The organism is Paraburkholderia sp. GAS448, assembly GCF_050435685.1.
Classification (GTDB): Bacteria; Pseudomonadota; Gammaproteobacteria; order Burkholderiales; family Burkholderiaceae; genus Paraburkholderia.
Map to the genome: position 1 here is coordinate 201,444 of NZ_JBNDKT010000011.1, position 25,193 is coordinate 226,636.

At 62.2% G+C, this 25,193-nt stretch carries 25 protein-coding genes; 21 read left to right on the forward strand and 4 right to left on the reverse strand.

Annotated elements, in window-relative coordinates; genetic code table 11:
- Nucleotides 1-17: 17 nt before the first annotated feature.
- Nucleotides 18-827: a type I methionyl aminopeptidase gene (gene map / locus P3T23_RS21440; protein ID WP_429318128.1), complete on the reverse strand. Its 810-nt coding sequence runs from the start codon at nt 825-827 to the stop codon at nt 18-20.
- 405 nt (nt 828-1,232) lie between these two features.
- On the opposite strand from map, the gene rpsB reads away from it, so the two are divergent.
- The 16 genes from rpsB to P3T23_RS21520 all read left to right on the forward strand — a co-directional run bounded on the left by rpsB (nt 1,233) and on the right by P3T23_RS21520 (nt 17,219).
- Nucleotides 1,233-1,985, forward strand: coding sequence for a 30S ribosomal protein S2 (gene rpsB, locus P3T23_RS21445; protein ID WP_133662855.1), 753 nt, complete (start codon nt 1,233-1,235; stop codon nt 1,983-1,985).
- A 190-nt stretch (nt 1,986-2,175) separates the two neighbouring features.
- Entirely contained in the window at nt 2,176-3,057 is an 882-nt protein-coding gene (gene tsf / locus P3T23_RS21450) for a translation elongation factor Ts (protein ID WP_429318129.1), read from the forward strand.
- Nucleotides 3,058-3,291: 234 nt separating this feature from the next.
- Nucleotides 3,292-4,005: a UMP kinase gene (gene pyrH, locus P3T23_RS21455; RefSeq protein WP_429318130.1), complete on the forward strand. Its 714-nt coding sequence runs from the start codon at nt 3,292-3,294 to the stop codon at nt 4,003-4,005.
- Nucleotides 4,006-4,098: 93 nt separating this feature from the next.
- Entirely contained in the window at nt 4,099-4,659 is a 561-nt protein-coding gene (frr, locus tag P3T23_RS21460) for a ribosome recycling factor (RefSeq protein WP_429318131.1), read from the forward strand.
- A 64-nt stretch (nt 4,660-4,723) separates the two neighbouring features.
- Nucleotides 4,724-5,506, forward strand: coding sequence for a polyprenyl diphosphate synthase (uppS, locus tag P3T23_RS21465; protein ID WP_429318132.1), 783 nt, complete (start codon nt 4,724-4,726; stop codon nt 5,504-5,506).
- A complete protein-coding gene (locus tag P3T23_RS21470; protein ID WP_429318133.1) occupies nt 5,500-6,321 on the forward strand; it encodes a phosphatidate cytidylyltransferase in 822 nt (273 codons plus the stop codon). Before uppS ends, P3T23_RS21470 begins: the two co-directional genes overlap by 7 nt.
- A 10-nt stretch (nt 6,322-6,331) precedes the next feature.
- Nucleotides 6,332-7,537, forward strand: coding sequence for a 1-deoxy-D-xylulose-5-phosphate reductoisomerase (locus P3T23_RS21475; protein WP_429318134.1), 1,206 nt, complete (start codon nt 6,332-6,334; stop codon nt 7,535-7,537).
- 7 nt (nt 7,538-7,544) lie between these two features.
- The gene (rseP, locus tag P3T23_RS21480; protein ID WP_429318135.1) at nt 7,545-8,933 is read left to right on the forward strand and encodes an RIP metalloprotease RseP; all 1,389 of its coding nucleotides are present in this window, start codon (nt 7,545-7,547) and stop codon (nt 8,931-8,933) included.
- A 67-nt stretch (nt 8,934-9,000) separates the two neighbouring features.
- Nucleotides 9,001-11,313 carry an outer membrane protein assembly factor BamA gene (gene bamA, locus P3T23_RS21485; RefSeq protein ID WP_429318136.1) on the forward strand — a complete coding sequence of 771 codons (2,313 nt, stop codon included), beginning with the start codon at nt 9,001-9,003 and terminating at the stop codon, nt 11,311-11,313.
- Between the two features lie 41 nt (nt 11,314-11,354).
- Nucleotides 11,355-11,885 (forward strand): OmpH family outer membrane protein, encoded by a 531-nt coding sequence (locus tag P3T23_RS21490; RefSeq protein ID WP_429318183.1) that lies wholly within the window; start codon nt 11,355-11,357, stop codon nt 11,883-11,885.
- Between the two features lie 20 nt (nt 11,886-11,905).
- Nucleotides 11,906-12,985 carry a UDP-3-O-(3-hydroxymyristoyl)glucosamine N-acyltransferase gene (gene lpxD / locus P3T23_RS21495; RefSeq protein ID WP_429318137.1) on the forward strand — a complete coding sequence of 360 codons (1,080 nt, stop codon included), beginning with the start codon at nt 11,906-11,908 and terminating at the stop codon, nt 12,983-12,985.
- 163 nt (nt 12,986-13,148) lie between these two features.
- On the forward strand, nt 13,149-13,613 hold the full coding sequence (gene fabZ / locus P3T23_RS21500) for a 3-hydroxyacyl-ACP dehydratase FabZ (RefSeq protein ID WP_429318138.1): 465 nt from the start codon (nt 13,149-13,151) through the stop codon (nt 13,611-13,613).
- A 49-nt stretch (nt 13,614-13,662) separates the two neighbouring features.
- Nucleotides 13,663-14,451 carry an acyl-ACP--UDP-N-acetylglucosamine O-acyltransferase gene (lpxA, locus tag P3T23_RS21505; protein ID WP_429318139.1) on the forward strand — a complete coding sequence of 263 codons (789 nt, stop codon included), beginning with the start codon at nt 13,663-13,665 and terminating at the stop codon, nt 14,449-14,451.
- Between the two features lie 3 nt (nt 14,452-14,454).
- Nucleotides 14,455-15,624, forward strand: coding sequence for a lipid-A-disaccharide synthase (gene lpxB, locus P3T23_RS21510; RefSeq protein WP_429318140.1), 1,170 nt, complete (start codon nt 14,455-14,457; stop codon nt 15,622-15,624).
- Complete coding sequence (gene rnhB / locus P3T23_RS21515; RefSeq protein WP_429318141.1) at nt 15,621-16,376, forward strand: ribonuclease HII; 756 nt, start codon at nt 15,621-15,623, stop codon at nt 16,374-16,376. Before lpxB ends, rnhB begins: the two co-directional genes overlap by 4 nt.
- Nucleotides 16,377-16,436: 60 nt before the next feature.
- Entirely contained in the window at nt 16,437-17,219 is a 783-nt protein-coding gene (locus P3T23_RS21520; RefSeq protein ID WP_429318142.1) for a TrmH family RNA methyltransferase, read from the forward strand.
- A 30-nt stretch (nt 17,220-17,249) separates the two neighbouring features.
- Here the strand turns inward: P3T23_RS21520 and ppsR are convergent, their stop codons facing one another.
- Nucleotides 17,250-18,065, reverse strand: coding sequence for a posphoenolpyruvate synthetase regulatory kinase/phosphorylase PpsR (gene ppsR, locus P3T23_RS21525; protein ID WP_429318143.1), 816 nt, complete (start codon nt 18,063-18,065; stop codon nt 17,250-17,252).
- A gap of 551 nt (nt 18,066-18,616) precedes the next feature.
- Here ppsR and ppsA point away from each other — a divergent pair.
- The 3 genes from ppsA (at nt 18,617) to P3T23_RS21540 (ending at nt 22,534) form a co-directional block, all read left to right on the forward strand.
- Entirely contained in the window at nt 18,617-21,022 is a 2,406-nt protein-coding gene (gene ppsA, locus P3T23_RS21530) for a phosphoenolpyruvate synthase (RefSeq protein ID WP_429318144.1), read from the forward strand.
- An 88-nt stretch (nt 21,023-21,110) separates the two neighbouring features.
- A complete protein-coding gene (locus tag P3T23_RS21535) occupies nt 21,111-21,554 on the forward strand; it encodes an NfeD family protein (protein ID WP_429318145.1) in 444 nt (147 codons plus the stop codon).
- Nucleotides 21,555-21,604: 50 nt separating this feature from the next.
- Nucleotides 21,605-22,534 (forward strand): SPFH domain-containing protein, encoded by a 930-nt coding sequence (locus P3T23_RS21540; RefSeq protein ID WP_429318146.1) that lies wholly within the window; start codon nt 21,605-21,607, stop codon nt 22,532-22,534.
- Between the two features lie 114 nt (nt 22,535-22,648).
- Here the strand turns inward: P3T23_RS21540 and smpB are convergent, their stop codons facing one another.
- Complete coding sequence (gene smpB, locus P3T23_RS21545; protein WP_133662873.1) at nt 22,649-23,095, reverse strand: SsrA-binding protein SmpB; 447 nt, start codon at nt 23,093-23,095, stop codon at nt 22,649-22,651.
- A 100-nt stretch (nt 23,096-23,195) separates the two neighbouring features.
- On the opposite strand from smpB, the gene P3T23_RS21550 reads away from it, so the two are divergent.
- Complete coding sequence (locus tag P3T23_RS21550; protein ID WP_429318147.1) at nt 23,196-23,633, forward strand: type II toxin-antitoxin system RatA family toxin; 438 nt, start codon at nt 23,196-23,198, stop codon at nt 23,631-23,633.
- On the forward strand, nt 23,630-23,962 hold the full coding sequence (locus tag P3T23_RS21555; protein WP_429318148.1) for an RnfH family protein: 333 nt from the start codon (nt 23,630-23,632) through the stop codon (nt 23,960-23,962). The genes P3T23_RS21550 and P3T23_RS21555 overlap by 4 nt, the downstream gene beginning before the upstream one ends.
- A gap of 136 nt (nt 23,963-24,098) precedes the next feature.
- Here P3T23_RS21555 and P3T23_RS21560 read toward each other — a convergent pair whose 3' ends face one another.
- A complete protein-coding gene (locus tag P3T23_RS21560) occupies nt 24,099-25,073 on the reverse strand; it encodes a DMT family transporter (protein ID WP_429318149.1) in 975 nt (324 codons plus the stop codon).
- Nucleotides 25,074-25,193: the final 120 nt, after the last annotated feature.

Below are 25,193 nucleotides of genomic sequence, written 5' to 3' on the forward strand. Positions count from 1 at the left end.
GTGGACGGAAGGGCCGCTCAGGCGGTGGCGGCGACGAGCGCCGGGCGGGCAGGCGTACCGGCGGAAACGGTCAGGACTTCGTAACCGGTTTCCGTGACGAGCACCGTATGTTCCCACTGCGCCGACAGGCTGCGATCCTTGGTCTTGACCGTCCACTGGTCGGGCATGGTACGGATATCGCGGCGGCCGGCGTTGATCATTGGTTCGATGGTGAAGATCATGCCCTTTTGCAGTTCGATGCCGGTGCCCGGGCGGCCGTAATGCAGGACCTGCGGGTCGTCGTGGAAGACGGTGCCAATGCCGTGACCGCAATATTCGCGCACGACGCTGTAACCCTGCGCTTCGGCATACCGCTGGATCGCGTGGCCGATGTCGCCCAGATGGGCGCCCGGGCGAACCTGTTCGATGCCGAGCCACATGCATTCGAACGTGGTCTGGACAAGGCGTTTTGCGAGGATCGAGCCTTCGCCGACGATGAACATCCGGCTTGTGTCGCCGAAATAGCCGTTCTTGATGACGGTGACGTCGATATTGAGCGCATCGCCGTTCTTGAGCGCCTTGTCGCCGGGAATGCCATGGCAGATGACGTCGTTGACGGAAATGCACGTGGCCTTCGGATAGGGCGGGTAGCCTGGCGGCTGATAGTTGAGCGGGGCGGGAATCGTGCCCTGTTCCTTCAGCATGTATTCGTGGCACAGGCGGTCGAGCTCGCCGGTCGTGATCCCCGCCTTCACGAATGGTGTGATGTAGTCGAGCACCTCGCTCGCGAGCCTGCCGGCAACGCGCATCTGGGCGATATCGTCTTCGTTTTTGAGCGTAATAGCCATGAGTCGGGCCTGAAATGCGATTTATCCAACGATTATCGCACCATATGGGGCCTGCCGCAGGCTTTTGCGAGGGCGTTTGCCGGGCTGGGCGTCTGTTTGCCGGTGCTCCGGGGCGTATTCGAGCGGGGTGAGGCGGCAAGGTGCAACCCGTGGCTGGTTTGGGGATACCGGGCGGGTTGAGTCGTCCGATAGTCACGTGCTATAATGTTTGGCTAAGTCGCCCCTGGTTATTTGAATTGTCGGGGGTGGCTTTGATGCACCGCGAAAGTGGTGGCAAGAGTAGCAGATTCGCAAGCCGGCGCACCCAGGGTGTTCGCGGCGTCAGGTCTTGGTCACAGTGAGGTGGCGAAGGCGGCGCGGCGGATACGGCAGCCGGCTTAAGACCTAACCCTAGCGGAGAATTTCATGGCAGTTACCATGCGTCAAATGCTGGAAGCCGGTGTCCACTTTGGTCACCAGACGCGCTTCTGGAACCCGAAGATGGCCCCCTTCATTTTCGGTCATCGCAACAAGATTCACATCATCAACCTCGAAAAGACGCTGCCGATGTACAACGACGCACTGAAGTATGTGCGTCAACTGGCAGCGAACCGCGGCACGATTCTGTTTGTCGGCACGAAGCGTCAATCGCGCGACACAATCGCCGAAGAGGCGCAACGCGCCGGTATGCCGTACGTCAACGCCCGTTGGCTCGGCGGCATGCTGACCAACTTCAAGACGCTGAAGGTGTCGATCAAGCGCCTGAAGGACATGGAAGCGGCTGTTGAGGCAGGCGAACTCGAGCGCATGAGCAAGAAGGAAGCGCTGCTGTTCGAACGCGAAATCGCGAAGCTGCAAAAGTCGATCGGCGGCGTGAAGGACATGGGCGGCATTCCGGACGCAATCTTCGTGGTCGACGTTGGCTACCACAAGATTGCCGTCACCGAAGCGAACAAGCTCGGCGTGCCGGTCATCGCCGTGGTTGATACGAATCACTCGCCGGAAGGCATCGACTACGTGATCCCGGGTAATGACGACGCCAGCAAGGCAGTCGCCCTGTACACGCAAGGCGTGGCTGATGCGATCCTCGAAGGCCGCGCGAATGCGGTCAACGAAGTGGTGCAGGCCGCACGCGGTGGCGACGGCGACGAGTTCGTCGAGGTCAACTCGGAGGCGTAAGGTTGCCCCGTGTCCGGCAAAAAAGGGGGCTTTCTACAGGCCCCCTTTTTTTAAGCCGCGACGCCCAGATGGGCGCGGGCGCACGTCTGGAAACAGCGCGATAAAAATTTCGCGCTGATGCGGAAACGAATTATTGCCGCTGGCATCGAAGTGCGGGCGGCGTGTGAAAGACAGACTCAAGGAGCGAATGATGGCGGCAATTACCGCAAGCATGGTTGCAGAACTGCGCGCGAAGACCGACGCGCCGATGATGGAATGCAAGAAGGCGCTGACGGAAGCCGAGGGCGACATGGCCCGTGCCGAAGAGCTGCTGCGCGTGAAGCTGGGCAACAAGGCCAGCAAGGCAGCATCGCGCGTGACGGCTGAAGGCGTGATCGCATCGTTCATCGGCGGCAACGCAGGCGCGATCGTCGAACTGAACTGCGAAACCGACTTCGTTTCGAAGAACGACGACTTCCTGGCCTTCTCGAAGACCATCGCAGAACTGATCGCAAAGCAGAACCCGGCTGATGTGGCTGCACTGTCGGCACTGCCGCTGGATGGCACGACGGTCGACGCCGTGCGTCTCGCGCTGGTCGGCAAGATCGGTGAAAACCTGTCGATCCGCCGTTTCGTGCGTTTCGAAACCTCGAACCAGCTGGCAGCGTACCTGCACGGCACGCGTATCGGCGTGCTGGTCGAGTACACGGGCGCCGACGAGCAGGTCGGCAAGGACGTCGCGATGCACATCGCCGCGATGAAGCCGGTTTCGCTGTCGTCGGACGAAGTGCCGGCCGACCTGATCGCCAAGGAACGCAGCATCGCCGAGCAGAAGGCCGCCGAATCGGGCAAGCCGGCTGAAATCGTCGCGAAGATGGTCGACGGCAGCGTGCAAAAGTACCTGAAGGAAGTGTCGCTGCTGAACCAGCCGTTCGTGAAGAACGACAAGCAGACGATCGAGCAGATGCTGAAGGCAGCGAACACGAGCGTGCAGAAGTTCGCGCTGTTCGTGGTCGGAGAAGGCATCGAAAAGCGTCAGGACGATTTTGCCGCCGAAGTGGCTGCTCAGGTCGCTGCTGCGAAGCAGCAATAAGTATCAAGGCACTACGGTTGGACCCGCGGTGGGGCAAGATCCTGCCGCGGCCGGCAGCGCCGCAAGGCTGCATGCGGGGCGGCCGCCGGGTTGAATCCCGGGGTTGGGCCGGCATGGCGGCCGCTGCCGGTGAACCTTCCGGTTTGCCAATTTCGCGGCGCTTGCCCGAATCAGCATTTCACCCCTACAGTTCCAAGTTGTTGTCGTCCTCTTCTGCGCGATCTGGATATCTCTATGCCCACTGCCTATAAACGCGTCCTCCTCAAACTCTCCGGCGAAGCCTTGATGGGCGATGATGCCTTCGGCATCAATCGCGCGACGATCGAAAGAATGGTGGCGGATGTAGCCGAGGTGGTCCGGCTCGGCACGCAGCTGGCGGTCGTCATCGGGGGCGGCAATATTTTCCGCGGTGTGGCAGGCGGTGCAGCCGGCATGGACCGCGCGACGGCAGACTACATGGGAATGCTTGCGACGATGATGAACGCGCTCGCGCTGCAGGATGCCATGCGTCACGCGGGCATCGAGGCGCGCGTACAGTCGGCGCTGCGCATGGACCAGGTTGTTGAGCCGTACATTCGCCCCCGCGCCATCCGTCAGCTGGAAGAAGGCAAGGTGGTGATCTTCGCGGCCGGTACCGGCAACCCGTTTTTCACCACCGACACCGCTGCGGCGCTGCGCGGTTCGGAAATCGGCGCGGAAGTCGTGCTGAAGGCCACCAAGGTGGACGGCGTCTATTCGGCCGACCCGAAGAAAGACGCCTCGGCGACGCGCTATACGACGATCAGCTTCGACGAGGCCATCGGTCGCAATCTGCAGGTGATGGACGCGACGGCCTTTGCGCTGTGCCGCGATCAGAAGCTGCCGATCCGCGTGTTTTCGATCGTCAAGCCGGGCGCGCTCAAGCGCATCGTATTGGGCGAGGACGAAGGCACGCTCGTCCACGTGTAAACTCTCTTCCACGTAATGTGGGCTTGAACGCAGGCCGCCGCCGGTGCGCGCGCTGGCCGGCCTGCACCGTTTTAAAGGTTCGGAGGTTTAATCATGTCTGTGGCTGACATCAAGAAAGGCGCTGACCAGAAGATGCAGCGCTCGATCGAAGCGTTTCGCAACGATCTGTCGAAGATCCGCACGGGTCGCGCACACACGGGGCTGCTGGATCATATCCAGGTGGACTACTACGGCTCGCCGGTGCCGATTTCGCAGGTCGCCAATCTGACGCTGATCGACGCGCGCACCATCGGCGTCCAGCCGTGGGAAAAGAAGATGGTGGCGGTCGTCGAAAAGGCGATCCGTGAGTCGGATCTGGGTCTGAATCCGGCTACCCAGGGCGACGTGATCCGTGTACCGATGCCTGCGCTGACGGAAGAGCGTCGTCGTGAGCTGACGAAGGTCGTCAAGAGCGAAGCCGAAACGGCCAAGGTCGCCATCCGCAATCTGCGTCGCGACGCTAACGAGCAACTGAAAAAGCTCGTGAAAGACAAGGAAATCTCCGAAGACGACGAGCGCCGCGCTGGCGACGATGTCCAGAAGCTGACGGACAGATTTGTCGCGGAAATCGACAAGCTCGTCACGACGAAAGAAGCCGAGATCATGACGGTTTGAAGCCGTAAGGCGCCAGAACCTTCGCGGTCTTCACTTTCTTTTTGCAGTCACTGTCCCGACGGCCATGACCTATACCAGCTCTACCGTTCGCGTGCCTGATGTCGCAGCAGTGCCGCGACATATCGCGATCATCATGGACGGCAACGGCCGTTGGGCGACGCAGCGCCGACTGCCCCGCGTAGCGGGCCACACGCGCGGCGTCGACGCGGTCCGCGCGGCCGTCGAGGCATGCGCGCGCCGCGGCGTCGAATACCTGACGCTGTTCGCATTCAGTTCCGAAAACTGGCGTCGTCCGAACGACGAAGTCTCGTTCCTGATGCGTCTCTTCGTGACGGCGCTCGAACGTGAAATCGGCAAGCTGCACGCAAACGGCATCCGCTTGCGCGTCGTCGGCGATCTGTCGATGTTCGATAAACGCATTCAGGACCTGATTCGTCGCGCGGAAACAAAAACCGCGCGCAACACCCGTCTTACCCTGACCATCGCCGCCAATTACGGCGGCCGCTGGGACATCATGCAGGCCACGCGTAAGCTGGTCGAGCAGTCGGTGGCTGCAGGCCGGCCCGTCGACGTGACCGAGGAGGCTTTCGCCGGGCATCTGGCGATGGCTTACGCGCCGGAGCCTGATCTTTTCATTCGCACCGGCGGCGAGCAGCGCATCAGCAATTTCCTGCTGTGGCAACTCGCGTACACCGAGTTCTATTTCACCGATACATTCTGGCCAGATTTCGACGCCGATGCCTTGGGGCACGCCATCGCGTCCTATGCGGAGCGCGAGCGTCGCTTTGGTCGTACGAGCGCCCAGCTCGAACCGCAATCGAATAACGTCGATTCGCTTCCATGCTGAAGACCCGTGTCATCACGGCGATCGTTCTGCTGGCTGTGCTTCTGCCGGTCACGCTATTTGCGCCGGTCGGCGCGTTTGGCGCGCTGATCGCGTTCGTCGTCGTTTTCGCCGCCTGGGAATGGGCGCGCCTTCTGAAACTCGGCGGCGCCGGGCCGGTCATCTATGCGCTGGTGACCGCGGCAGCGCTGGTCGCGAGCACGAAGCTCGGCACCGGCGTCGAGCAGCCCCGGCCGCTGTTTCAGGCGGCGACCGTGTTCTGGGTGCTGGCCGGGCCGTTTGTCCTGCTGCGCAGGCCTGTGCTGGCGCAAGGCTCGTGGCGTCTGTTCCTGTTCGTGGCCGGTATTGTCGTGTTCGTGGCCTGCTGGCACGCGCTTGTAGCCGCCCGCATCGAAGGTGTGCCGTTCGTGCTGTCGCTGCTGCTAGTGGTATGGCTGGCCGATATCGGCGCATACTTCTCGGGAAAGGCGTTCGGTAAACACAAGCTCGCGCCTGCCATCAGTCCGGGTAAGACCTGGGAAGGCGCGCTCGGCGGCTGGGTCGCCGTGCTGGTCGTCGCCATTCTGGCCGCGCTCCTGCATGCGTTCGAGCCAACCCTGTATTCGGCGCTGCTGGAGCGCCTGGGCGCACCGCGCGCCCTGATCGCGCTGACTGTGCTGGTCGTATTCAGCATAGTCGGTGACCTGTTCGAGTCGATGCTGAAGCGCCAGGCCGGCGTGAAAGATTCCAGCGGTCTGCTGCCGGGCCATGGCGGTGTGCTGGATCGCATCGACGCGTTGTTGCCGGTGCTGCCGCTCGCGATGCTGCTGCTCGGCTAGAGAAAGAGACATGCAAAAAAGATTAACTCTGCTCGGTTCCACGGGCTCGATTGGAGACAGCACGCTCGACGTCGTCGCGCGTCATCCCGAGCGTTTTTCTGTCTATGCGCTGACCGCGCACCGCAACGGCGAGAAGCTCGTCGAGCAGTGCGTGCGTTTCAGGCCCGAAGTGGCCGTGGTCGGCGATGCCCAAACCGCTGCGAGCGTCGCGGCGAAGCTGCGCGAAGCCGGCTGCAAGACTGAAGTGACCTACGGTCCGCAGGCGCTTGTCGACGTCTCGAAGAGCGATGCCTGCGATACGGTGGTCGCGGCGATTGTCGGTGCTGCGGGCCTCGCGCCGAGCCTTGCCGCCGCCCGCGCCGGCAAACGCATCCTGCTTGCGAATAAGGAAGCACTGGTGATGTCCGGCTCGATCTTCATGGACGCCGTGCGCGATCACGGCGCGATCCTGCTGCCGGTCGACAGTGAACATAACGCGATCTTCCAGTGCCTGCCGCGCGAAGCTGCGCTGCATGGCGGCGTTTCGAAAATCATCCTGACAGCCTCGGGCGGCCCGTTCCGCACACGCGAACCGTCGACGCTCGTCGACGTCACGCCCGACGAAGCCTGCAAACATCCGAACTGGGTAATGGGCCGAAAGATTTCGGTCGACTCGGCAACGATGATGAACAAGGGTCTTGAAGTCATCGAGGCGCACTGGCTGTTTAGTCTGCCAGGCGAGCGCATCGAGGTGCTGATCCACCCGCAGAGCGTGATCCATTCGCTGGTGTCGTACGCTGATGGATCGGTGCTCGCGCAACTGGGCAACCCCGACATGCGCACGCCGATCGCGCACGCGCTGGCGTTCCCGGATCGCGTCGATTCCGGCGTTGCGCAGCTCGACCTGGTCGAGGTCGCGTCGCTGACATTTGAGAAACCCGATTACGCGCGTTTCCCGTGTCTCGCGCTGGCGATGGAAGCGCTGGCCGAAGGTGGTATCGCAAGTGCGGCGCTGAACGCCGCCAATGAGGTTGCCGTCGAAGCGTTCCTGTCGCGCCGGATTGGTTTCATGGCGATTGCCCAGGTTGTCGATGCCGTGCTGAATGCGCTGCCGAACCGCAGCGCGGCGGTACTCGACGACGTGATCGACGCCGACGCCGTCGCGCGCCGTGCCGCTGCCACTTTCATCGACAGCCTGCCTGCGGGTGCCCGCCGCACGGAACGCGCCGTCCAGTGAGGCGTTCATGAACCTGTTGATCGAACTCGTTGCCTTCGCGGTTGCGATTGGCGTGCTCGTCGTCGTCCACGAGTATGGCCATTACAGCGTCGCGCGCCTGTGCGGCGTGAAGGTGCTGCGTTTTTCGATCGGGTTCGGCAAGCCCCTGGTGCAGTGGGTCAGCAAAAAGACCGGCACCGAATGGACGATCTCGGCGCTCCCGCTCGGCGGTTACGTGAAGATGCTCGATGAGCGCGAGGAAGGTGCGCCCATTCCTGCCGACGAGTTGCCGCGCGCGTTCAACCGGCAGTCGGTCGGGAAACGGATCGCGATTGTGGCGGCCGGCCCGATCGCCAATTTCCTGCTGGCCATCGTGCTGTTCGCCGCCGTGTTTGCAGGCGGGGTGACCGAGCCGGCCGCGATTGTCGCGGCCCCGGCGCCGAATACGCCGGCTGCGCAGGCGGGCTTCGACGGCGGTGAAAAGATCGTCTCGATCCGCGATGCTAACGCCAGCGAAAGCGAATCGGTCCGCTCGTGGTCGGACCTGCGGTGGAAGCTGATGGGCGCGGCGTTCGATCAGCGCCGCGTCGTGCTCGGTGCGAAGGACGGCCGCGGCACGTTTGATTTCGCGCTGGACCTGAGTGGCGTCACCGAACACGATGTCGACGACGACTTCATGACGCGACTCGGCTTCGAGCCGGGCGGCGGGACGTTGTCGGTGGCAGGCGTGGAGCCGGGTAGCCCGGCGCAACATGCCGGTCTCATTGCAGGTGACCTTCTGCGTGCCGTCGATGGCAAACCGGTCGACAGCGCGACGGCTTTCATCGCATACGTGAAGGCACACGCGGGCAAGACGATCTCGCTGCAGATCGAGCGTGGCGCGCAGGGTAAGGAAGCGGGTACGCGGCATGACATCAGCCTCGTTCCAGTGATGTCGCGCGACGGCGCGACAGGGCAGAACGTCGGCCGTATCGGTGCGGCGCTCGCAACCCAGGTGCCGTCTGTCGACGTGCGTTACGGCCCGGTTGAGAGTCTCCAGCTCGGTGTGCGCCGCACGTGGGATATCGCGATTTACTCGTTGCGGATGTTCGGCAGGATGATCGTCGGCGAGGCGTCGCTGAAGAACCTGTCCGGTCCGGTGACCATCGCGGACTATGCGGGTAAGAGCGCGCGCCTTGGTCCGTCTGCGTTTTTGTCGTTCCTCGCGCTCGTCAGTATCAGCCTTGGCGTGCTAAACCTCTTACCAATTCCGGTATTGGACGGGGGGCATCTGTTATATTATTTGGTTGAAGCTGTAACCGGCAAGGCCGTATCCGATCGCTGGCAGCTCGTTTTGCAAAGAGCGGGGCTGGTTTGCATCGTCGCACTGTCGGCGATTGCGCTCTTCAACGATCTGGCTCGTTTAATCCATTTTTAAAGTGTCTGGCGGCGTTCACGATGGCGACCGCCCGACCCGATGCAGCTATACATACTGGGGAAGCACGTTGTTTAAACCTCATCGCTTTGTTCCAAAGACGGTTGTAGCCGCGGCATTTGCCGCGCATGGGCTGGTGGCTCACGCGACGACACCTTTCGTGGTGCAAGACATTCGGATCGAGGGGTTGCAACGCGTCGAGCCCGGTACCGTGTTCTCGTATCTGCCGATCAAGCAGGGCGACACCTTCAGCGACGACAAGGCTTCTGAAGCGATTCGCGCGCTGTATGCAACGGGCTTCTTCAACGATGTCAAGATTGCTACCGAAGGCAACGTCGTCGTCGTGCAGGTTCAGGAACGACCGGCCATCGGCACGATCGATTTCGCCGGCATCCACGAATTCGAAAAGGATAACCTGATCAAGGCGCTGCGCGCCGTCGGGCTGTCGCAAGGCCGTTATTACGACAAGGCACTCGTCGACAAGGCCGAGCAGGAACTGAAGCGCCAGTACCTGACGCGCGGCTTCTATGCCGCAGAGGTCACCACCACGATTACTCCGATCGACCGCAACCGCGTGTCGGTACTGTTCTCGGTGGTCGAAGGTCCGAGCGCCAAGATCCGCCAGATCAACTTCATCGGCAACAAGACGTTCAGCAGCGGCACGCTGCTCGACGAAATGCAGCTGTCCACGCCGAACTGGTTCTCGTGGTACACGAAGAACGACCTGTACGCGAAGGAAAAGCTCACCGGCGACCTCGAGAACGTGCGTTCGTACTACCTGAACCGCGGCTATCTGGAGTTCAGCATCGAGTCGACCCAGGTCTCGATCTCGCCGGACAAGAAGGACATGTATCTGACGATCTCGCTGCACGAAGGCGAGCCGTACACGATTTCAAGCATCAAGCTCGCGGGCAATCTGCTTGATCGCGAGGCGGAACTCAACAAGCTCGTCAAGATCAAGGCGGGTGACCGGTTCTCCGCCGAGAAGCTGCAGGCCGCCACGAAGGCGATCGTCGACAAGCTCGGCGAGTACGGGTATGCGTTCGCCACCGTGAACGCGCTGCCGCAGATCGATCAGGAACATCACACGGTCGACCTGACGCTGCAGGTCGATCCGAGCCGCCGCGTGTATGTGCGCCGGATCAACGTGGTCGGCAATACGCGAACGCGCGACGAAGTCGTGCGCCGTGAAATGCGTCAGCTCGAAAGCTCGTGGTTCGATTCGAACCGGCTTGCGTTGTCGAAAGACCGCATCAACCGTCTCGGCTACTTCACCGATGTCGACGTGACGACGACTCCGGTGGAAGGCACGCCCGACCAGGTCGACGTGGACGTCAAGGTGGCCGAAAAGCCGACTGGCGCGATTACGCTGGGTGCGGGCTTCTCGTCGACCGACAAGGTGGTGCTGTCGGCAGGCGTGTCGCAGGACAACGTGTTCGGTTCCGGCACGAGTCTGTCGGTCAACGTGAATACGGCGAAAACTTACCGTACGTTGACGGTCTCGCAGGTCGACCCGTACTTCACGGTCGACGGCATCAAACGAATCACGGACGTCTACTACCGGACCTACGAGCCGCTGTATTACTCGACGGATTCGAGCTTCAAGATCGTCACGATGGGCGCTGATCTGAAGTTTGGGATCCCGTTCTCCGAAGTCGATACCGTCTACTTCGGCGCTGGCTTCGAACAGAACACGCTCGACGTCGACGCGAACACGCCGGCCTCGTACCAGCAATACGTTCAGGAGTTTGGCCGCGTATCGAACAACGTACCGCTTACCGTCGGCTGGTCGCGCGATGCGCGTGACAGCGCGCTCGTCCCGAGCCGCGGCTACTTCACGCAGGCCAACGCGGAATACGGCACGCCGATCGGCGCCACACAGTATTACAAGGCCGACATCCAGGCGCAGTACTATTATTCGTTTGCGCGTGGCTTCGTGCTTGGTTTCAACTTCCAGGGCGGTTATGGTAACGGCCTCTCCGGCAAGCCGTTCCCGATCTTCAAGAACTACTACGCGGGTGGTATTGGTTCGGTGCGGGGTTACGAGCCGAGCTCGCTGGGTCCGCGGGACAAGACCACGAATGACCCGATCGGTGGCTCGAAGATGGTGGTCGGCAACATCGAGCTGACGTTCCCGCTGCCGGGTACGGGTTATGACCGCACGCTGCGGGTGTTCACGTTCCTCGACGCCGGTAACGTGTGGGCGGATGCCAGCGCTTCCGCGAACTCGACCGGTGCGAACGGGCTGCGGTATGGCTACGGTGTGGGTCTTGCCTGGATTTCGCCAATCGGGCCGCTCAAGCTGAGCCTTGGCTTCCCGCTCCAGAAACACACAGGCGACCAGTACCAGAAGTTCCAGTTCCAGATCGGGACGGCATTCTGAGCGCGCAGTCCGGAATCACTTACAGTATCGAGAGGATGACTTTGCTAACCGGTATGTTTTCGAAACGTGCTATGTGTATGCTGGCGCTGGCGATGACACTCGGCGTAAGCGCCGCGGCACAGGCGCAGGAAGCCAGGATCGCGGCGGTGAATTCCGATCGGATCCTGCGTGAGTCGACGGCGGCGAAGGCGGCGCAGACCAAGCTTGAAGCCGAATTTGCAAAGCGCGACAAGGATCTGCAGGACATGGCGCAGCGTCTGAAATCGATGTCCGATTCGCTCGACAAGAACGGCCCGTCGATGTCGGCCTCAGACCGCGCGCAGAAACAGCGCGACCTGTCGCAACTGGACACCGATTTCCAACGCAAGCAGCGTGAGTTCCGCGAAGATCTGAACCAGCGTCGCAACGAGGAACTGGCGGCGGTGCTGGATCGTGCGAACAAGGTGATCAAGCAGATTGCCGAGCAGCAGCATTACGACCTGATCGTGCAGGAGGCGGTTTACGTCAGCCCGCGCATCGATATCACGGATCAGGTGCTGAAGGCACTGGCGGCGTCGAACAACGCCAACTGAAACGCAGGAGCAGCACACGCATGGCTTTTACGCTCGAGGAAGTTGCCCGGCGGTTTGGCGGCGAAGTAGTTGGCAATCCGGCGCATCGCGTCGGCAGCCTGGCGCCGCTGGATCAGGCTGGCCCGGAACAACTGGCATTCCTCGCGAACCCGAAATATCTGTCACAGGTTGAGACAACCCGTGCGGGCGCCGTGCTGATCAATGCCGGCGACCTCGCCAGGCTCGCTTCCAGCGAGGGCCGTAACTTCATCGTCACGCCGAATCCCTACGCTTACTTCGCGCGCCTTGCGCAGGCTTTCATCGATCTCGCCGCACCGAAGCCCGCACCCGGCGTCCATCCGGGCGCGACGATCGACCCGTCGGCGAAAGTCGCGGCGAGCGCGGTGATCGGTCCGAATGTGACGGTCGAAGCGGGCGCCGTGATCGGCGAGAACGTGCAGCTCGATGCAAACGTGGTGATCGGCCGTGGCACCCAGATCGGCGACGGTTCGCATCTGTATCCCAACGTTTCGGTTTACCACGGCTGCCGGATCGGTCCGCGCGCGATCATTCATGCGGGCGCCGTGATCGGATCGGACGGTTTCGGGTTCGCCCCGGATTTCACCGGCGAAGGCGACGCGCGCACGGGTAGCTGGGTCAAGATTCCGCAGGTCGGCGGCGTGTCGATCGGGCCCGACGTGGAGATCGGCGCCAACACGACGATCGATCGCGGCGCGATGGCCGATACGATCATCGAAGAGTGCGTGAAGATCGACAATCTCGTTCAGATCGGCCACAACTGCAGGATCGGCGCTTACACCGTCATCGCGGGTTGCGCAGGCATTGCCGGTAGCACGACGATTGGCCGGCACTGCATGATCGGCGGGGCGGTAGGCATTGCCGGACACGTGACGCTGGCCGATCATGTGATTGTGACGGCGAAGTCCGGGGTGTCGAAGTCACTGTTGAAGCCCGGCATGTACACGAGCGCGTTCCCGGCCGTCGACCATGCGTCCTGGAACAGGAGCGCGGCGTTGCTGCGCAATCTCGACAAACTGCGGGACCGAATCAAGGCGCTGGAAGCCACTGTTGCCGGGAGCGCTTCCGGCGACAAGGGGTAACAGCAAGAGCACGGCTTACGCGTACGGGTTGCTGGCCAGGGTGGCAGGAGACGCCGCCCGGGTCGGGGCAACCGGCGCAACGCGACGGCCGCATGCGTTATCAACCTGCCTGCATAAGCATCCGCAGTCATCATCGCGCAGACCATGCGTGAGCAGAAACACCATGAGCACCGAAAAAATCAATCTCGACATCCATAAGATTCTCACGCTGTTGCCGCATCGCTATCCGATCCTGCTGGTCGATCGGGTGCTCGAACTCGAGCCGCACAAGAACATCAAAGCGCTGAAGAACGTGTCGATCAACGAACCGTACTTCATGGGCCACTTCCCGAAGCGCCCGGTGATGCCCGGCGTGCTGATTCTGGAAGCGCTCGCGCAGACGGCCGCGCTCCTGACGTTCGCCGAAGAGCCGCACGATCCGGACAACACGTTGTATCTGTTCGTCGGTATCGACAACGCGCGCTTCAAGCGTGTAGTCGAACCGGGCGACCAGCTGATCCTGAACGTCACGTTCGAGCGGCATATGCGCGGCATCTGGAAGTTCAAGGCACGTGCCGAGGTGGATGGCCAGGTGGCGGCGGAAGCCGATCTGATGTGCGCAGTCCGGCAATCGGACGACGGCCAGTAAGTCACCGCGCAGCATCCAGACAACGCAACAGAATGAGAAGCGAGGGCGCATGAGCAGGATTCATCCCACTGCGATCATCGAGTCGGGCGCGCAGCTCGACGAGTCGGTCGAAATCGGGCCATATGCCATCGTCGGCGCACACGTCACGATCGGTGCACGGACGACAGTCGGGTCGCACAGCGTGATCGAAGGTCACACGACGATCGGCGAAGACAACCGTATCGGCCACTACGCGTCGGTCGGCGGCAGGCCACAGGACATGAAGTACAAGGACGAGCCGACAAGGCTCGAGATCGGCAACCGCAACATGATCCGCGAGTTCACGACGATCCACACCGGCACGGTGCAGGACGCGGGCGTGACCTCGCTCGGCGACGACAACTGGATCATGGCGTATGTGCACATCGGCCACGACTGCCGCGTCGGCAGCAATGTGATCCTGTCGAGCAATGCGCAGATGGCGGGCCACGTGACGATCGGCGACCATGCGATCATCGGCGGCATGTCGGGCGTGCACCAGTTCGTGCGCATCGGCGCGCATGCGATGCTCGGAGGCGCGTCGGCACTGGTACAGGACATTCCGCCGTTCGTGATCGCCGCTGGCAACAAGGCGGAGCCGCACGGCATCAACGTCGAAGGTCTGCGCCGCCGCGGTTTTTCGGCTGACGCGATCTCGGCGCTGCGCGCGGCCTATCGTCTGCTCTACAAGAACGGGCTGTCGCTCGAAGAGGCGAAGCTGCAGTTGCGCGAACTCGCGTCCGCAGGCGGTGACGGCGATGCTCCGGTGCAGGCGCTGGTCGACTTCGTCGAAGCGTCGCAGCGCGGCATCATCCGCTAACCGATGGCGCTGCAACCCCGCCCGCTGCGGCTCGCAATGGTGGCCGGCGAGCCATCGGGCGATCTGCTGGCGGCGTCGCTGCTCGACGGTCTGTCGAGTCGTCTGCCGTTGTCCACGCAGTACTATGGCATCGGCGGCCCACGCATGATCGCAACCGGCTTCGACGCGCACTGGCCGATGGAAAAGCTGACCGTGCGCGGCTATGTCGAAGCGCTGAAGCACATTCCCGAAATCCTCGGCATTCGCAACGAGCTGAAGCGCCAGTTGCTGGCCGAACCGCCTGACGCGTTCATCGGTGTCGACGCACCCGATTTCAACTTCGGCCTCGAGCATCCGCTGCGTGACGCGGGCATTCCGACCATTCATTTCGTCTGCCCTTCGATCTGGGCGTGGCGCGGCGGCCGCATCAAGAAGATCGCGAAAGCGGTCGACCACATGCTGTGCGTGTTCCCGTTCGAAACGGCGCTGCTGGAAAAAGCGGGGGTGGCGGCGTCCTACGTCGGCCATCCGCTCGCCGACGAAATCCCGATCGTGCCTGACACGGCCGGCGCGCGGCGCATGCTCGGTCTGCCGGAAAGCGGGCCAGTGATCGCCGTGCTGCCGGGCAGCCGGCGCTCGGAGATCGGCCTGATCGGACCGACGTTCTTCGATGCGATGGAACTGATGCAGCAGCGTGAACCTGGTGTGCGTTTCGTGATGCCGGCGGCGACGCCTGTGCTGCGCGAGCTGCTGCAGCCGCTCGTGGACGCGCACCCGCGCCTCGCCTTGACGATCACCGACGGCCAGTCGCAAACTGCGATGACCGCCGCCGATGCGATTCTCGTCAAAAGCGGCACGGTGACGCTGGAAGCCGCGCTGCTGAAAAAGCCGATGGTGATCTCGTACAAGGTGCCGTGGCTCACGGGCCAGATCATGCGGCGGCAGGGTTATCTGCCGTACGTCGGCTTGCCGAACATTCTGGCCGGGCGCTTCGTGGTGCCGGAAATTCTCCAGCACTTCGCGACGCCCGAGGCGCTGGCCGAGGCCACGCTGACCCAGTTGCGCGACGAGGCCAACCGGAGCACGCTCACGGAAATTTTCACGGAAATGCATCACGTGCTGAAGCAGAATACGGCCCAGCGCGCCGCGGAAGTGGTGGCGAGCGTCATCGACACCCGCAGGGGGCGGCGATGACGGCCGGCCGTGCGCCGCGCCGCAAGGCCGCTCTTTCGGGCGCGGCCGCGATCCAGGTGGGTCTGAATTTCGATTCGCCGGTGGAAATCGTCTGTGGTGTCGATGAGGCTGGGCGCGGGCCGCTGGCCGGGCCCGTCGTGGCCGCTGCGGTGATCTTCGATCCCGACCGGCCGATGATTCGCGGTCTGGACGATTCAAAGGCGCTTAGCGCAAAAAAGCGTGACGAACTGTACGACAAGATCGTCGACCGGGCGCTGGCCTACTGCATCACGTCGGCTTCGGTTGAGGAAATCGATACGCTCAACATCCTGCACGCGACGATGCTGGCGATGAAGCGCGCGGTAGAGGGGCTCGCCGTCACACCGACGCTCGTGAAAATCGACGGTAATCGCTGCCCGGTGCTGAGTATCCGAAGCGAGGCAATCGTTGGTGGCGATGCACTGGTGAAAAGCATATCGGCGGCGTCGATCCTCGCGAAAGTCACCCGTGACCGCATGCTGCTCGAATTGCATCAGGCGTTTCCGATGTATGGCTTCGATGCGCATTCGGGCTACGGCACACCGCAACATCTCGCTGCACTGCTCGCGCATGGGCCGTGCGAGCATCATCGGCGCTCGTTTGCGCCGGTGCGGGAGGCGCATGCACGCATGAGCCTGCAGGTCAAAGTGCCGGGAAATGTGCCGGTCGTGCTGCCGGCCTTGCACAACGATGCATTCGACGACGCCTTTGACGACAGCGCGCCTGCCTTCTGACGCCCGGTCAACGGCGTTCCGTTTCCGGTTTCCGTTCTTCTCCTAACGTCTTCACTGCCTGTGAAAGCCATCACGTCGCGGGACAATCCGCTCTACAAACGCCTGAAGGCTCTGGCCGGTTCGACGCACCAGCAGCGCCGCAGCGGCCACGCGCTGCTCGAAGGCTTCCACCTGGCAAGCGCATATCTCGATGCCGCTGGCCAGCCGGAAACCTGCATCGTGACTGACGGCGCGTTGCGTCATGAAGAAGCGCAGGCGATCGTCTCGCGCATTGACGAGCATCGTGTCGTCACGCTGCCGGACGCGCTCTTCGGGCAACTGTCGAATGTGGTCCACGGTGTGGGCCTTCTGCTGCTTGTCGAAAAGATCGACGCGCCGCTGCCAGAGCAGGTGAATGAAACGTGCGTCGTGCTCGACGGTGTGCAGGATGCGGGCAATGTCGGTTCGATCCTTCGCAGTGCCGCGGCCGCTGGCATTGGGCACGTGTTCTGCGCGCCGGGGACGGCGTACGCGTGGTCGTCGAAGGTCCTGCGCTCGGCGATGGGCGCGCATTTTCTGCTGCAGATTCATGAAGATGTCGAGGCGCAACCGCTGATCGCGCGGCTTGCAGTGCCGGTCGCGATCACCGATTCGCACGGCGCGCAGGACATTTACGATTGCGATCTGTCCGGGCCGCTCGCCTGGGTGTTCGGCAATGAAGGGGCGGGCGTGTCGAACGCGTGGCGCGCCGCAGTCACGCACCGCGTGACGATTCCGCAGCCGGGCGGCATGGAATCGCTGAATGTCGCGGCGGCCGCCGCTGTGTGTCTCTTCGAGCAGTGCCGTCAGCAGCGCGGCGCGTGACCTCCAGTCAGCGCGCCACGCGCCTGTCCATCAATACGACGGACGGTCCAGCTTGATTTCCTGCAGGATCGTCGTCGCAATCTCTTCGATCGACTTGTGCGTCGACGACAGCCACTTGATGCCTTCCCGCCGCATCATCGCTTCCGCCTCGTTGATCTCGTAGCGGCAGTTTTCCAGCGCCGCATACTTGCTGCCAGGCCGGCGCTCGTTGCGGATCTCCGACAGACGCTGCGGATCGATCGATAAGCCGAACATTTTCTGACGATGCTCGAGCAGCGGCGTCGGCAGCTTCGCGCGCTCGAAGTCTTCCGGAATCAGCGGATAGTTCGCCGCTTTCACGCCGTACTGCATCGCGAGATAGAGGCTTGTCGGCGTCTTGCCGCTGCGCGACACGCCGACCAGAATCACATCCGCGTCGGCCAGATTGCGGTTCGACTGGCCGTCGTCGTGAGCGAGTGAAAAGTTGATCGCCTCGATGCGGTTCTTGTATTCCTCGGTGTCCGCGTTCTGGTGTCCGCGGCCCATCGCGTGGCTCGACTTCAACTCCAGTTCCAGTTCGAGCGGCTCGACGAAGGTCTGGAACATGTCGAGCACGAGCGCGTTCGAGTCCTTGACGATCTGGTTTGACGAACTGTCGACGAGCGTCGTGAACACGATCGGCCGACGGCCTTCGTGCAGACCGGCTTCGTTGATCTTTTCGAGCGTGGCATAGGCTTTTTCCGTCGAGTCGACGAAAGGCACGCGGACCAGGCGGAATTTCTGGTCGAACTGGGAGAGGATCGAATGCGCGAAAGTTTCGGCAGTGATCCCGGTACCGTCAGAGACGATGAATACGGTTGGCGGCATCGTAGGGCAGGGAACATGAGCGCGGCCAGGCACTCGAAGAAAACATCGCCGCATGAACCGCTGCGCGGCGAATGACCGCTCGCAGCGGCGTCGCAGCAGCGCGCTGTGGACGCCAGAAAACACGTTCCCGGAGCGGCTCAGGGCTCCGCCAGGTCTTGATTGAGTCCTCGCTGAGGCCCGCCTGACGGTCCGGGGCGCGTTTCGAGGCGCAATTCTCGGCCGACCGCCACATTTCGGGGGTCGGCACGGTAGAATAGCGGCAACCTGTTGGATAAGCAATTGCAGGCAATCCGCGCCGAACACCCAGCTATCGGACGTTCATCGTCACGCTTTTGGTTCGTAACGCTTGCGGAATCGCTTCAAGTTCGCGGAATTTTCTGTTTCGTCGCGCTTCGTGCGCACGTTTGGGGCCGCAACCCGCCGCCCGCAGAGGGATGGAAACGCGATTGCTTCTCCAACAGGTTGTGCAAGACGCGCCACCGCTTCTTACAGGCGGCCGCGTCCGAGCCCACTTGCACAGCCGTGAATTTTTTTCACACTTAGGGGCTTGTATGACTAACGCAGTCAACGTCACAAAGGATCAGGCGTATGTAGTTCCGTTCGAGCAGTTGCGGATGACCGATGTGGAGATCGTGGGCGGCAAGAACGCCTCCTTGGGCGAGATGATCAGTCAACTCGCCGAAGCAGGCGTGCGCGTGCCAACCGGTTTCGCCACGACGGCGCTCGCATTCCGCGATTTCCTGCATCACAACAATCTCACCGAACGCATTGCGAAACGTCTCGAGACGCTCGACGTCGACGAGGTGAAGTCGCTTGCCGAAGCGGGCAAGGAGATCCGTCAGTGGATCGTCGACGCGCCGCTGCAGCCGCGTCTCGAACAGGAAATCCGTGCAGGCTTCGACACGCTCCAGAACAGCTCGCCTGAAGAACTTTCGTTTGCTGTCCGCTCGTCGGCCACGGCAGAAGATCTGCCGGATGCTTCGTTTGCCGGCCAGCAGGAAAGCTACCTGAACGTGGTCGGCGTCGAGGATGTGCTCGATCGCATGAAGCACGTCTTCGCGTCGCTGTATAACGACCGTGCCATTTCCTATCGTGTCCACAAGGGTTTCACGCACGCTGAAGTCGCGCTTTCGGCGGGTGTGCAGCGCATGGTGCGCTCGGACGTTGGCGCCGCCGGCGTGATGTTCACGCTCGACACCGAATCGGGTTTCAAGGACGCCGTGTTCATCACGTCGAGCTATGGCCTCGGTGAGACCGTCGTGCAGGGCGCCGTCAACCCGGACGAGTTCTACGTCTTCAAGACCACCCTCGCACAGGGCAAGTACCCGATCATCCGCCGTTCGATCGGCTCGAAGCTCATCAAGATGGAATTCACGAAGGCGGGCGAAGCGGGCCGCGTGAAGACGGTCGACGTGACGCACGAGCAACGCAACCGTTTCTCGATCACCGATGAAGACGTGATCGAACTCGCGAAGTACGCGGTCATCATCGAAAAGCACTACCAGCGTCCGATGGACATCGAGTGGGGCAAGGACGGTCGCGACGGCAAGATCTTCATCCTGCAGGCGCGTCCGGAAACTGTGAAGAGCCAGGCCGCGGGCAAGGTCGAGCAGCGCTTCAAGCTGAAGGGCCAGTCTCAGGTGATCGCGACGGGCCGCGCGATCGGTCAGAAGATCGGCGCGGGTCCGGTTCGCGTGATTCACGATCCGTCGGAAATGGAGCGTGTGCAGCCGGGCGACGTGCTGGTCGCCGACATGACCGACCCGAACTGGGAACCGGTGATGAAGCGCGCGTCGGCGATCGTCACCAACCGTGGCGGCCGTACCTGCCACGCGGCGATCATCGCGCGTGAACTGGGTGTGCCGGCGGTCGTGGGCTGCGGCGATGCGACCGATGTGCTGAAGGACGGCGCACTTGTCACGGTGTCGTGCGCGGAAGGCGACGAGGGCAAGATCTACGACGGCCTGCTCGAAACCGAAGTGACCGAAATCCAGCGTGGCGAACTGCCCCAGATTCCGGTGAAGATCATGATGAACGTCGGCAACCCGCAACTCGCGTTCGACTTTTCGCAGTTGCCGAACGCCGGCGTGGGCCTCGCGCGCCTGGAATTCATCATCAACAACAACATCGGCGTGCACCCGAAGGCGATCCTCGAGTATCCGAACATCGATCAGGATCTGAAGAAGGCCGTCGAAAGCGTTGCACGCGGTCACGCATCGCCGCGCGCGTTCTACGTCGACAAGCTGACCGAAGGTATCGCAACGATCGCCGCGGCGTTCTATCCGAAGCCCGTGATCGTGCGTCTGTCGGACTTCAAGTCGAACGAGTACAAGAAGCTGATCGGCGGTTCGCGCTACGAGCCGGACGAAGAAAACCCGATGCTCGGTTTCCGCGGCGCGTCGCGCTACATCGCTGACGACTTCGCGCAGGCATTCGAAATGGAATGCATCGCGCTGAAGAAGGTGCGTGAAGAGATGGGCCTCGATAACGTCGAGATCATGGTGCCGTTCGTGCGTACGCTAAAGCAGGCGGAACGCGTCGTCGGGCTGCTGGCGAAGTACGGCCTGAAGCGCGGCGAGAAGGGCCTGCGTCTGATCATGATGTGCGAAGTGCCGTCGAACGCGATCCTCGCCGAAGAGTTCCTGCAGTTCTTCGACGGTTTCTCGATCGGTTCGAACGACCTCACGCAGCTCACGCTTGGCCTCGACCGCGACTCCGGCATGGAACTGCTGGCCGTCGATTTCGACGAGCGCGACCCGGCCGTCAAGTTCATGCTCAAGCGCGCGATCGAAACGTGTCTGCGTCTGAACAAGTACGTCGGCATCTGCGGTCAGGGCCCGTCGGATCATCCGGACTTCGCGCAATGGCTGACGGACGAGGGCATCGCCTCGATTTCGCTCAACCCTGACACGGTCATCGAGACCTGGCAGGCGCTGGCAAAGTCATCGACGAAGTAAGCGGGGTGTGAGGCGTTGAAAAAGCGCCTCGCGTTCGTGCTATAAACACCCCGGTATATCCGGGGTGTTTTGCTTTTGGGAGACCGACGTGGCAACAGGTGGACTGTTCTGGTGGCTGGGTGCCGGTGTACTCGTCGTACTGGAGTTGTTCAGCGGTACCTTCTATATGCTGATGGTCGCGCTGGGTTTCGTCGCGGCCGGGATCGCGCACTGGGCGGGCATCGGTCTGGACCCGCAACTAGCGATCGCGGCGGGTGTCGCGGCGGCGGCAGTGTTCCTGCTGCGACGTTCGCGCTTTGGCCGCAGGGTGCGCAAGGACGCGTCGCGCAATCCCGACGTCAACCTGGACATCGGTGCGACGCTGACCGTGCCGGACTGGCACGACCGACGGGCCCGCGCCAGTTACCGTGGTGCGGATTGGGACGTCGAACTCGCTCCGGGCGAACCCGAAGACGCGCGGCTCTACGAGATTACCGCGCTGCGCGGAAGCTGTCTGATCGTGGCGGCAAAGAAGCAGCCTGTACGGGCCTGAGCGCGACCAGTGGATTGAACCATCAGCGAAACATAATAAGGAGTGCAAGGATGGATATGACTATCGTCGGGGCGGTCGTGCTGCTGATCGTGATCGTGATCGCGGCGCAAACCATCAAGATCGTGCCGCAGCAGCATGCGTGGGTGCTTGAGCGGTTAGGCCGTTATCATGCGACGCTCACGCCGGGCATGACCATCGTCGTGCCGTTTGTCGATCGAATCGCCTACAAGCATATCCTCAAGGAGATTCCTCTCGAAGTGCCGAGTCAGGTGTGTATCACGCGCGACAACACGCAGTTGCAGGTCGATGGTGTGCTGTATTTTCAGGTGACCGATCCGATGAAGGCGTCGTATGGATCGAGCAACTTCGTATTCGCGATCACCCAGCTGTCGCAGACCACGTTGCGTTCGGTGATCGGCAAGCTCGAACTCGACAAGACGTTCGAAGAGCGTGATTTCATCAACCACAGCATCGTCTCGTCGCTCGATGAAGCGGCAGCGAACTGGGGCGTGAAAGTGCTGCGTTACGAGATCAAGGACCTGACGCCGCCGAAGGAGATCCTTCACGCGATGCAGGCGCAGATCACGGCCGAGCGGGAGAAGCGCGCATTGATCGCAGCGTCGGAAGGGCGCAAGCAGGAACAGATCAATATCGCGTCGGGCGGGCGCGAGGCGGCGATCCAGAAGTCGGAAGGCGAGCGGCAGGCCGCGATCAATCAGGCGCAGGGGCAGGCGGCGGCGATCCTCGCGGTAGCCGAGGCGAACGCGCAGGCGATCCAGAAGATCGCGGCGGCGATCCAGTCGAATGGCGGTATGGAAGCGGTGAACCTCAAGGTTGCCGAGCAATACGTGAACGCATTCGGCAATCTGGCGAAGCAGGGCAATACGCTGATTGTGCCGGGCAATCTGGCGGACATGAGCACGATGATCGCGTCGGCGCTGACGATCGTGAATCGTGGGAAAGCAGCCGAGGCGCGCTAACCAGAGGCTTCGCGGCGGAGACTCTGCCGCGGACGCTGCGAGCCGACACAAAAAAGCCCGCACGTGATCGTAGTGCGGGCTTTTTTCATCCTTAGCGTAAAACAGCGGCCGTTTTTACGTCGGCGTGCGCATCAGGCGCGCTCTTTCGCGTTCCCAGTCACGCTTTTTCTCGACGTCGCGCTTGTCGTGCATTTTCTTGCCCTTCGCGAGGCCGATTTCACATTTCACCCGGCCGCCCTTGTAATGGAAATTCAGCGGCACGAGCGTATAGCCGCGCTGTTCGACCTTGCCGATCAGCTTGCTGATCTCTTCGCTGTGCAGCAGCAGCTTGCGCGTGCGGACGGGGTCAGGGTGGATGTGGGTCGAGGCTTCCGGCAACGGGCTGATGTGCGCGCCGATCAGAAACAGCTCGCCGTTACGGATCACGACGTAACCTTCCTTGATCTGGCCGCGCCCGGCGCGCAGCGCCTTGACCTCCCATCCTTCGAGCACGAGCCCCGCTTCGTAGCGTTCTTCGATGAAATAGTCGAAGAAGGCTTTTCTGTTGTCGATGATGCTCATGAATGGAAAGTGCCCAACTCGTTTAAAATCACGATTTTAGCAAAGCGGGGCAAGGAAAGCCCGCGGCGCTTGTCCACTCTTGCCACGCGTCGTGGAATTTATGGCAGATGTCCAGAAAACCGTGTTGATACGCCATTCGGCGGAACAGATGTTCGACCTCGTCACCGACGTGGCCGACTACCCCAATTTCCTTCCCTGGTGCGGTGGCGTCGAAATCCGCCGGCAGGACGAAAACGGGATGGAAGCCAAAATCGACATTAATTTCAAGGGCATCAAGCAGCATTTCGCCACGCACAATACCCAGCAGCGGCCGACACGTATTGATATGGAATTCGCGGACGGCCCGTTTCGTAAGTTCACCGGCTTCTGGCGCTTCACACCGCTGCGCGCGGACGCCTGCAAGATCGAGTTTGCGCTGCATTACGAATTCTCCAGCATCATCCTCGAGAAGCTCATCGGGCCGGTGTTCAGCCACATCGCGAACACGTTCGTCGAATCGTTCGTGAAGCGCGCCAACCAGCGCTACGGTAAGGCATGAGCGCGATGCTGTCGATCGAAGTCTGCTATGCGCTGCCCGAAGCGCAGACACTCATTCCGCTCGAATTGCCCGAGGGCTCTACGTTGCAGCAGGCAATCGAAGCCAGCGGCATTCTTGCGCGCCATCCGGAGATCGATCTCGCGAAGCAGAAGGTCGGCATCTTCGGCAAGCTCAAGCCGATGGACACGGTGCTCGCGCAATACGATCGGGTGGAAATCTACCGGCCCCTGATTGTCGATCCCAAGTCGGCGCGTCAGCGCCGCGTCGAGAAAACCCGCAAGGAGGGCTCGATCGAAGGACGCAAGTGGCTGGCGAAAGATTCGCGCTAGTGCCTGGCTGTCGCGAACTGTGCATCGGTCGCCGCTGCAGCGGCAAAATGCTGGCCCACCTCCACCCGCCACCCGCCACCCGCCACCCGCCACCCGCCACCCGGCACCCGCCATCCGCGTGCGTGATCCCGACGGATCAGTGCGCCGACACCTGCGCTTTTTCCTCGATGGTCGTGCTGTCCGACCCATCATCCGCGTGCTGCCGCACCGACCAGCTCACGCCGGCCACGAGCAGCGCGATGGCGGCTATTTCGAGCGGCCTCGGCATCCGGTGGTCGTAGATAAAGCCGTAGAGCAGTGCAAAAAGTGTCTCAAACACAATCAACTGACCCGACAGCGTCAGCGGCAACCGCTTTGACGCCGCGTTCCACAGCCCGTTGCCAAGCCACGAAGCGCCGATCGCCAGCACCAGATTCAGCATCCAGAACAGATGCCAGCGTTCGTCCGCGAGCGGCATCTGGAGCGCGCCAGAAGGCAACAGGGCGATCACGACCCAGAGCGCCGCACCAAGCCCGCCCGTCACGACGCCCCACAGCAGTGACCATTCATTGCCGCTAAAACGGGTGTTGCGCTGCAGATAACGGGCGTTTTCAACCGCGAACCATGTCCAGCAGGCCAGCGCGCCGGTTGCGCAGGCGAGGCCAGTGAGTTTCGTCAGGACGCTGCCGGGGCTGCCGCCGTCGACCGTAAAGACATCGATATTGATGCAGGCGATGCCGGCGACGACCATGGCAAGCGGCAGCGCGAGGCGCGCGAGCGGCACGGCGCCGTGGTCGCGCCGGCCGAGCAGCGTCACGGTGACCGGCAGCACGCCCACGATCAGCGACGACGGCGCGATGCCGATCATATGCACCGCGCTCGTCAGCAGGATGTAGTAAAGGATGTTGCCGGCAAGCGCCAGCGTGACGAGCGCGCGGAGGTCTTCGCGGCTCAGGCGGGCGAGCAGCGAGCGCGCGGCCGGCAGCGCGGCGACGAGCGAGACGACGCCATACATCGTGTAGCGGCCCGCACCGAGCAGCAGCGGTGAAAAATCGGGCAGTAGCCGCGGCACCAGAAAAACCATGCCCCATAAAGCCCCGGCCATCACGCCATATGCCACACCGCGCTGCATTGCTACCTCGAATCGAATTGCTGGAAAGGCGCGCAGGTTAACACGGCAGGGGGAGTGCCCGTCTTGTTCAATCCTGCATTTCGCTTCCCCGGAAGTGCCGGACCGAACTCAATCCGGCGC

Coding starts and splice junctions, on each gene's coding strand:
- lpxA (WP_429318139.1), top strand. CDS start 13,663: ATGAGCAGGATTCATCCCACTGCGATCATCGAGTCGGGCGCGCAGCTC.
- ppsR (WP_429318143.1), bottom strand. CDS start 18,065: ATGCCGCCAACCGTATTCATCGTCTCTGACGGTACCGGGATCACTGCC.
- lpxB (WP_429318140.1), top strand. CDS start 14,455: ATGGCGCTGCAACCCCGCCCGCTGCGGCTCGCAATGGTGGCCGGCGAG.
- fabZ (WP_429318138.1), top strand. CDS start 13,149: ATGAGCACCGAAAAAATCAATCTCGACATCCATAAGATTCTCACGCTG.
- P3T23_RS21540 (WP_429318146.1), top strand. CDS start 21,605: ATGGATATGACTATCGTCGGGGCGGTCGTGCTGCTGATCGTGATCGTG.
- P3T23_RS21560 (WP_429318149.1), bottom strand. CDS start 25,073: ATGCAGCGCGGTGTGGCATATGGCGTGATGGCCGGGGCTTTATGGGGC.
- map (WP_429318128.1), bottom strand. CDS start 827: ATGGCTATTACGCTCAAAAACGAAGACGATATCGCCCAGATGCGCGTT.
- uppS (WP_429318132.1), top strand. CDS start 4,724: ATGACCTATACCAGCTCTACCGTTCGCGTGCCTGATGTCGCAGCAGTG.
- ppsA (WP_429318144.1), top strand. CDS start 18,617: ATGACTAACGCAGTCAACGTCACAAAGGATCAGGCGTATGTAGTTCCG.
- lpxD (WP_429318137.1), top strand. CDS start 11,906: ATGGCTTTTACGCTCGAGGAAGTTGCCCGGCGGTTTGGCGGCGAAGTA.
- rseP (WP_429318135.1), top strand. CDS start 7,545: ATGAACCTGTTGATCGAACTCGTTGCCTTCGCGGTTGCGATTGGCGTG.
- rpsB (WP_133662855.1), top strand. CDS start 1,233: ATGGCAGTTACCATGCGTCAAATGCTGGAAGCCGGTGTCCACTTTGGT.
- tsf (WP_429318129.1), top strand. CDS start 2,176: ATGGCGGCAATTACCGCAAGCATGGTTGCAGAACTGCGCGCGAAGACC.
- P3T23_RS21550 (WP_429318147.1), top strand. CDS start 23,196: ATGGCAGATGTCCAGAAAACCGTGTTGATACGCCATTCGGCGGAACAG.
- pyrH (WP_429318130.1), top strand. CDS start 3,292: ATGCCCACTGCCTATAAACGCGTCCTCCTCAAACTCTCCGGCGAAGCC.
- P3T23_RS21555 (WP_429318148.1), top strand. CDS start 23,630: ATGAGCGCGATGCTGTCGATCGAAGTCTGCTATGCGCTGCCCGAAGCG.
- rnhB (WP_429318141.1), top strand. CDS start 15,621: ATGACGGCCGGCCGTGCGCCGCGCCGCAAGGCCGCTCTTTCGGGCGCG.
- smpB (WP_133662873.1), bottom strand. CDS start 23,095: ATGAGCATCATCGACAACAGAAAAGCCTTCTTCGACTATTTCATCGAA.
- P3T23_RS21470 (WP_429318133.1), top strand. CDS start 5,500: ATGCTGAAGACCCGTGTCATCACGGCGATCGTTCTGCTGGCTGTGCTT.
- frr (WP_429318131.1), top strand. CDS start 4,099: ATGTCTGTGGCTGACATCAAGAAAGGCGCTGACCAGAAGATGCAGCGC.
- P3T23_RS21475 (WP_429318134.1), top strand. CDS start 6,332: ATGCAAAAAAGATTAACTCTGCTCGGTTCCACGGGCTCGATTGGAGAC.